Origin of the sequence: Cutibacterium avidum ATCC 25577 (assembly GCF_000227295.1) — a bacterium.
Classification (GTDB): Bacteria; Actinomycetota; Actinomycetes; order Propionibacteriales; family Propionibacteriaceae; genus Cutibacterium; species Cutibacterium avidum.
The window spans coordinates 87029-94165 of record NZ_JH165054.1 but is presented as its reverse complement, the minus strand read 5'-3'; the positions used below and the strand labels follow the sequence as shown (position 1 = coordinate 94165).

Here is a 7137-nt window from a genome sequence, read left to right as displayed (position 1 = left end):
AAACGTTGGATAGCGCGAGTGATACAAACTAACGATGTGCGCGATTGTGTGCTCGCCGCGTGAAATGGCGCGATAACACGGGGAACGCGAGCTGTTCGGTCGTGGCGGGCGAAGTACCGGCACGCTGGCGGGGTCAGTTCGGCCAGCTGATTGTGGAGCCGATTCAGCGGGGCGAGCTGGTTTTGCACCCACTCTGCGGCACGAACTCGGAGCCGTCAAAAAGCACAGGGGTCGCGTCAAAAGGTATCCGGGAGTCACCCTTCACTTCTTGCTGCGCTTCTTGTATCGCTGATACTGATTGTACTCCGCCCTGACGCGGTCGAACTCCTCGTCAGTTTGGTTCTTGAGAAAGCTCAACGCATCTCCAGACCACACGTGGGTGGGGCTATGGGTTCCTCGCCAAGCGAACTTGCTGTTGTCTCGCATATTGTGTTTCCACGCCATGCAAGTCAGATCGTAGCTGGTTAGCTTCCTCCCGTTCTTCCTTGCCCTATTCGCTCGCGCTATCAGTTGCGTTGCGGAATACGGGTGTGTTTCGTTGGGGTCCACTTTTCGTTGAACGATCGTGGTTGCGGCACCTTGGTCAATCGCAACTTCAAGATCGGCTCGGCTGATCTTCTTCCCAGATTGCAGGTTGATCTCTTGGATCATGGCGATGCGGCCCATGTCTGCTCCTAGATCTTCAGCTTCGCCGATGATCTTCCTCAGGTCTCGTAGGAAGTCCTCGACTACTTGCGTGGATCTTCCATCCCCGTCGACTCGTAGGGATCGGATTGCATCGCTGGGGGTGCTCGCAGCGAGCGGCAAAAGCGTCCATGTGATGTCATCAGCCAAGTCCTTACCGAAGACATCGAGCACGAAGTCGCGGTAGTTCACGATGCTTTGCTGAAGGAACATGTAGAGGATCGTGTTGAGATCGTCGGACACGTAAAGGTGGATGATCTTGTTTCGATAATCAGTGAGGACATGCAGGTTAGCTCGAACGCCATCTCCGTCAACGCTACTGGGCCAAAGACGATGGCGATCCATATCAGCGATGCAATGCTCTAAGGAAAAAGATCGGTAGTCTTCACCGCGCTTCTTCTTGTAGAAAATGTTCTTCTTAGCTTTCCGTAGAGCAGCCTTGAGGATGAGTTCCCATGCGTTGACGACAAGAACTGTGACGACCTGCTCACGATAAGTCGTTTGTGGCTTGTTGTAGATTTCGATGGCTGCGAGCATCGCCGCGCGAGAGTTGTCGCAGAGCTTCTTGTGCGAAACATATGGCCTAGCCATCAGACATACCTTCCCTGGGCACTGGCATGTTCACTTGACCTCCCAGTTGATGCTGAAGAGCACCTGGCGGGACTGCTTCGCTTGGAGAGCATCTTGTGCGTTGTCGAGCAGTTGATCGGACTCATCACGGAGACGGTTCCGCTCACTGCGGTATTCATCCTCAGCATCGTCAGCCTTGCGTCGCCACTGACGCGCCTCCTGCTTCAGCTTCAGCTCTTGGGTAGCGTTCGAGGCCTTGCGAGCTTCCTTGTTTGCGGTGGCTTCCTTGGCTTGGTACTCGCGAATCTTCGCGTCGTACTTCGCCTTGAGGTCGAGCCGTGTCGCGTCGAGGAGTGCTTCTTGTTCGAGGAAGAAGCGCGCGTTGCGGTCTTCGACGTCACCTCTGAGTTCCTCCAGCTCCTGTGCGATGACTTCGTCGAAACCTCTGGTCTCGACGTGGTCAGCAGTGCTGTCGGTGCAGTGCAGGTCGAGAAGGTCTCTAATCTGCTCATGATCCATAGGGGTGCCGTCGTCAAAGAACCCAGCGGTCAGCAGGTAGGACTCGTGCAGCTGCTGGCTTCCTGCCTTCATAGCGAAGCTGGCTTCTTCAACACGTAGCCTTCCTCGCTTGTGGCGCAGGCGTTTTGCAATTGCGGTTGCACGCTCTGAGCTGCTGATCTTGAAGGTGAGTCTTGCTGGTGGGGTTGCACGGGTTTTCGCTGCGTCGATCACCCAGGCACACAAGTCGCTGGTGTACCGGTATTGGTGCGCGCCCTTCCGGGGTTCCGATTTGAAGTAGTAGTCGCCAACTGGGATGCCCACGTGTGGTGGTTCGTGGAGTGTGAACTGGGTACCCGAACCGTTGAAGGTCGCCAGGTCTTCGAGTTCGTGGTGGGTGACCCGGATGAGTAGGCGTTCGAAGGCGTTGAGCACCACCCCGGTCTGTGCGTCGTAGGACTTGAGTTTGTCGCGTACTTTCGGGTCGAGGTTGTCGAAGACTTTTGCCCGTGTCTTCTTCATCTCACGGTTGATCTGTTTCGAGTACCGTTCCTCGAGTTCCTTGAACGCTGCATCGATCTCGGCAGCTGTTTTGCAGTTGTCCAAGATGGCAGAGATCGACTTCTCAAAGTCCAGACCGTCTTCGATCTGCCCCAGTACTTCATCGGATGCGCCAAACACGGATGTGAACAGTTGGAATTTCTCGCTCAGTAGTTCGAGGATGCGTTCTTCTGCAAGGTTGCCCTTGTTGGAGAAGTTCACCACGATGACATTGTGCTTCTGCCCGAACCGGTGCACACGGCCAATACGCTGCTCGATACGCTGCGGGTTCCACGGCAGGTCGTAGTTGACGAGCATGGAGCAAAACTGAAGGTTGATACCTTCAGCGGCAGCTTCGGTGGCGATCATCAATCGGCCACGGTCACGGAACTCATCAACGAGAGCTTTACGGCGGTCAGCAGCAGCGATACCGGTGACGAGGTCACCGCCGTGGTTTTCCTTTAGCCACTTGTCGTAGATCCGTTTCGATTCCGGGCTGTCGTTACTGCCGTTGAACAGGATCAGCCCTTCACCCCACCCAGCATCGGTCAGTGACCGGGCGAGGTAGTCCTGGGTGACGGTCGAGTCGGTGAAGATGATCGCTTTTTCGGGTGCACCAATCTCCCGGAGCTTCTCGAAGCCTTGCTCAAGTGCGTCGACGAGTTTGACAGCCTTCTGGTTGACCGTGATCGACCGCGCCAGGGCAGCAAAGCCGCGCAGCTCGTTCACCTCGTCGAGCATCTCGGCACGCTGACCGGTGTCGATCTGCTCAACGCTAGTGTCGGTGTTGGCTTCGCTGGCTTCCCGCATCTCGCTGGTCAGGTCGGGGTCGTCTACAAGACCGCCCGCGTCATTGCGTCTACGTCCAGCCTTCACTTCTGCCTGGAGACGATCCGCGATTCTCTCCAGCGTCGTAGCCACCGCGAAGGATGAAGAGCCGAGCCGTTTGCGCAAGATGAGTGCAGATAGGTGCCGTTGGGACTTGGCGAAGGCCCACAAGAATGGTCGCTGCAAATACTCATTGATCTTGTCGTACAGCTGGATCTCTTCGGGGCTGGGTGTGAAAGCGATGGTCAGCGGCATCCGTTGGGTGAAGCGAATGTACTTATCCGCGTCCTTGCGCAACGTGCGCTTGGCGATACGTGCCACTCGTGCGGAAAGATCGTCGTTCCCGACTCCTTCGGGGTGGTCGAGGTAGCGTTCTTTGAACGCTTCAAGCGAGTGGAAGTAGTCGGGTGCGAACACGCTGACCAGCCCGTAGAGCTCTTCAAGACGGTTTTGCAGCGGGGTTGCGGTCAGCATCACCGTTTTGCCTGCGGCCTGACAGATCCTGGCAACATTGCCCGCGATTTTCGCTTGTCCTGTCCAGTGGGAGCGCAACCGGTGCGCCTCATCGCACACCACCAGATCCCATGTACGGATGAGCTTGTGGGTTTGGGAGTTTGCGAACTCGTAGGAGCAGATGAGGATCTCATCACGGCCACCTGGGGCGATGAGTGTGTCGATGTTCTTACTGTCCATCAACGTGGCAGGCAGCGCGAACTTCTCACTCAGCTCCTGCTGCCACTGCTGACGCAGCGAGGACGGGGCGATGATGAGGATGCGGCGTTGACGTTGTGCCCAGTACTGGCTGATGACGATCCCGGCCTCGATCGTCTTACCGAGGCCGACCTCATCAGCCAGGATCACCCCGTCCGTGAACGAGGTCTGCAACGCGAACAGTGCCGCATCCACCTGGTGAGGCTTGGGCTCCACCTGGGCATCAAACAGCAGACCCGCTAACCGCCCAACATGATCGGACGCGTAGGAACGATCCAGCTCGTGAGCATAGAACTTGGCCTGATAGTCACTTAAACGCCGCAACACGCATTCGTCTCCTAGATTGCCCAGCGATCAGGAGAACTCACCGCGTAGTCCACGCCGATGGCCTCGAAGTGCTTCATCGCTGCTGTGATCTTCGCGTTTTCGCTCGGGCGACGCTTCGAAGGATCTTGGCTTGACTTCGTCTCACGCACCAAATACAAGTGCTCGACCCCATCTTCGACCTTGATGATCGCCCAGTCCGGGTTATAGTCCCCGACCGGAGTAGGGATGCGGAACTTGTCGGGCAGCTTCATGAACAGTTTGATGTCCTCACGCCCATCCAAGTACTGGGCGAACTGTTTCTCAACCGCCGAGTCGAAGACCACATAATCGAAGTCGGTCTTCTCCTTATGGGTCACCTTGTAGAGCTGGTCGATAAAACGATCCTTCTCCTCAAGCCCATCGGCCTGTAGCTCACGTAGTTCGTAGATGCTGCCACCGATCGGCTCATACTGGATCCCTTCGATGAGGGTGTGAGCAAGCTCGGTTTCGATGCACCCGGTAACCATCTTGATGTAGTCATTCGGGTTCGTCAGGAACTCACCTACCCGCTCCGAGCCCATCAGAATGTCGATGATCGTTTTACGGGTCAGCGAGGTGGATTCCTGGAGCTGCAAGATAATGTCTGGCAACGGGTAGGACTCTTTGAGTACCTCGTCGCGGGACCCAAGAACCGAACCTTTCGGCCCACCTCGGGTGAGCTCCAGCCCCGTGCGTGTGACCTGGATACGGATCGGATGAATCTCTGGGGCTTCCTTGATTCTTGTCACACATCGTCGAACCAGGTCAGCACGGTCTAGGCTCACCCGGTAGGTGGTGCGCGATGTGATCTTCTCCCAGAACTGCTCAAACTCGGGTGTGGCATACACCTGTTTGTTCAGCGAGCGAGTCACGCGCTTGCGCTTGGGCTTGACCAGCACTTCGATCTTGCACCGTTCAACCAGGTCAATGACTTCTTGCTCGTAGCCCGCGTACTGTTCAGGTAGCCCGACTGTGAACCCGAGTTGTTCCGGCACCCACGTGCCCAAGACCTCACCGGCATCGTTGATGTAACCGCGATCGTGCAAAGCATCCCAGATTTCAGCGGAGCGGCGCGTGCCAAGGCGGGATTCCTTACCGTCCTCAACGATCGGTAGTTCGGCGAACTCGGTCTTACGCACGTAACCGACGGCGACACCGGCACGCTTGTATTCGTCCTGCAGTGCGGCAGCGAACGCTGCATATGATTCGTTCGCTACGACCGTCAACTGTGCGGTACCGGCGTCCTTGACGCGCTCACCATCCTGGTTAACCGGCAGACGCAAACCGCGCCCGATCGTCTGACGGCGTTCTGTCTCGCTGGACATGTCGCGCAGGGTGCAGATCTGGAACACGTTCGGGTTATCCCACCCTTCACGCAGCGCAGAGTGGGAGAAGATGAACCGAACCGGCTCATCCATGCTCAGCAACCGAGCCTTGTCCTTCATGATCAGCTCATAGGCGTCATCATCAGCCTTTGTCTTGCCCGAGGAGTCCTTGAACGTCATCTGCGCAGCCTTGCCCTTGCCCCGCTTCATCTGAGCAAAGTAGCCCGAGCGTGCCTCTATCGGATCGGCAGGTAAAAACGCATGAGAGGCAGAGTTTTTCGCCCGCTCCTCTTGATAGACGGCGTCAAACCAGGTTGCGAAATCACCGTTGGCGTCCAGGTTATTGATGCCCTCACCCAGGTAGGAGGCGACCTTGTCGATGAAGAACAGCGACAACACCTTGATTCCCTGGGGGTGCACTTGTTCCTCTTTCCGGATGTGCTCGCGAACGGTCTCGCGGATCATCGCCTGGAAGACAGCGGCCTGGTTACTACCGATCTCTTCCCCTACGCGCAGATAGCCGTAGTTGGTCAGTTCAATCTGCTCAGGCATCACGCTGATCTCGTTGATCCGCCAATTCCCCTCATACGCCGGGTTACCGCCAGAGAGCCGCTCCAGGTCAGCGCCCTGAGTCGCGGTAACCTTCCGCTTCGCGTACGAACCATCCTTCTTACGACAAATCAACTCCAGGCCAGCTTTGAAGGTCGGGTCACGCTTGACCTCAAGCAGCTTCACATACGGTTTAGCCGCGCTCCCGAGCTCTTGCGCATCCGAAACAACGATCTTCTTCACCAGCTCCAGCCGATGCGCATCCAACGGATCCAACCGGTACACGACGTTGCGGGTCATGCGGTGCGTGGCAGAGTACCGCAACGTACACATCGGGTTCAGGTCAGCCACAGCAGACTGCGCGAGCAGCGACTCCATGTTCTGCGGCTCGTCCATAATCACAATCGGCCGGGTCGCCTGCAAATAATCCAACGGACGCAGCCCGGACAGCTTGTCGCGCTGTTGGTGAATGATGCGGGTGTTCTTATCACCACGGATCGAGTCGATCGTCATCACCATGAACTGCAAGGACGTAGCCGTAGCAAAATCACGCACGTCCTCAGCCCGGTCACCGGAGTAGACGGTGTAGTCCATGTTGATCTGCGGGTACAGGTGGCGGAAGTGCTCTCGCATCAACTGGATGCTGGTCTTCACGCCCTCACGGATCGCAACCGAGGGAACCAGGATGATGTACTTGTTGAACTTATACTTCGTGGCCAGCTCAAAGGCCGTGCGCAGGTAGACATAAGTCTTACCCGTGCCGGTCTCCATCTCGATATCGAACTGCAACCCATCAACCAACTCTTCGTTGATCTCCAGGCCGTTCCTGTCCTGCACGCGCTTCAGGTTCTTCAAAATCGTGTCCTGGTCGAGGACAAGATTGTTGCCGTATGCGCCGATCTCTAAGAAAACGTCGAAGGCTTCCTGACCACCGACATCTGGTAAATCGAGCGTCTGTTGTGACGGTAGGTACTGCAGGCTGGTGAGAAGCTGGTCTGCGTCAGCTGGTTGCCCATCGAACAGGTCAGTGACGGCCTCGATCGCACTGGTTTGGTACGGCTGGCGCGGGTCAAACTGGAATTTCATG

General features: G+C 56.7%; 3 protein-coding genes. All 3 read right to left on the bottom strand.

Annotation, left to right across the window (positions count from 1 at the left end):
* Window positions 1–261: 261 nt before the first annotated feature.
* The 3 genes from HMPREF9153_RS00455 to HMPREF9153_RS00445 are packed head-to-tail and all read right to left on the bottom strand — an operon-like array spanning window position 262 to window position 7136.
* Window positions 262–1275 (bottom strand): DUF3644 domain-containing protein, encoded by a 1014-nt coding sequence (locus tag HMPREF9153_RS00455; RefSeq protein WP_004808659.1) that lies wholly within the window; start codon window positions 1273–1275, stop codon window positions 262–264.
* A gap of 30 nt (window positions 1276–1305) precedes the next feature.
* Entirely contained in the window at window positions 1306–4158 is a 2853-nt protein-coding gene (locus tag HMPREF9153_RS00450) for an SNF2-related protein (RefSeq protein WP_004808658.1), read from the bottom strand.
* A gap of 11 nt (window positions 4159–4169) precedes the next feature.
* On the bottom strand, window positions 4170–7136 hold the full coding sequence (locus tag HMPREF9153_RS00445) for a restriction endonuclease (RefSeq protein WP_004808657.1): 2967 nt from the start codon (window positions 7134–7136) through the stop codon (window positions 4170–4172).
* Window position 7137 lies beyond the last annotated feature (1 nt).

What these genes read in the sequence shown, in the direction of transcription:
- HMPREF9153_RS00455 (WP_004808659.1), bottom strand. Translation starts at nt 1,275, where the DNA reads ATGGCTAGGCCATATGTTTCGCACAAGAAGCTCTGCGACAACTCTCGC.
- HMPREF9153_RS00445 (WP_004808657.1), bottom strand. Translation starts at nt 7,136, where the DNA reads ATGAAATTCCAGTTTGACCCGCGCCAGCCGTACCAAACCAGTGCGATC.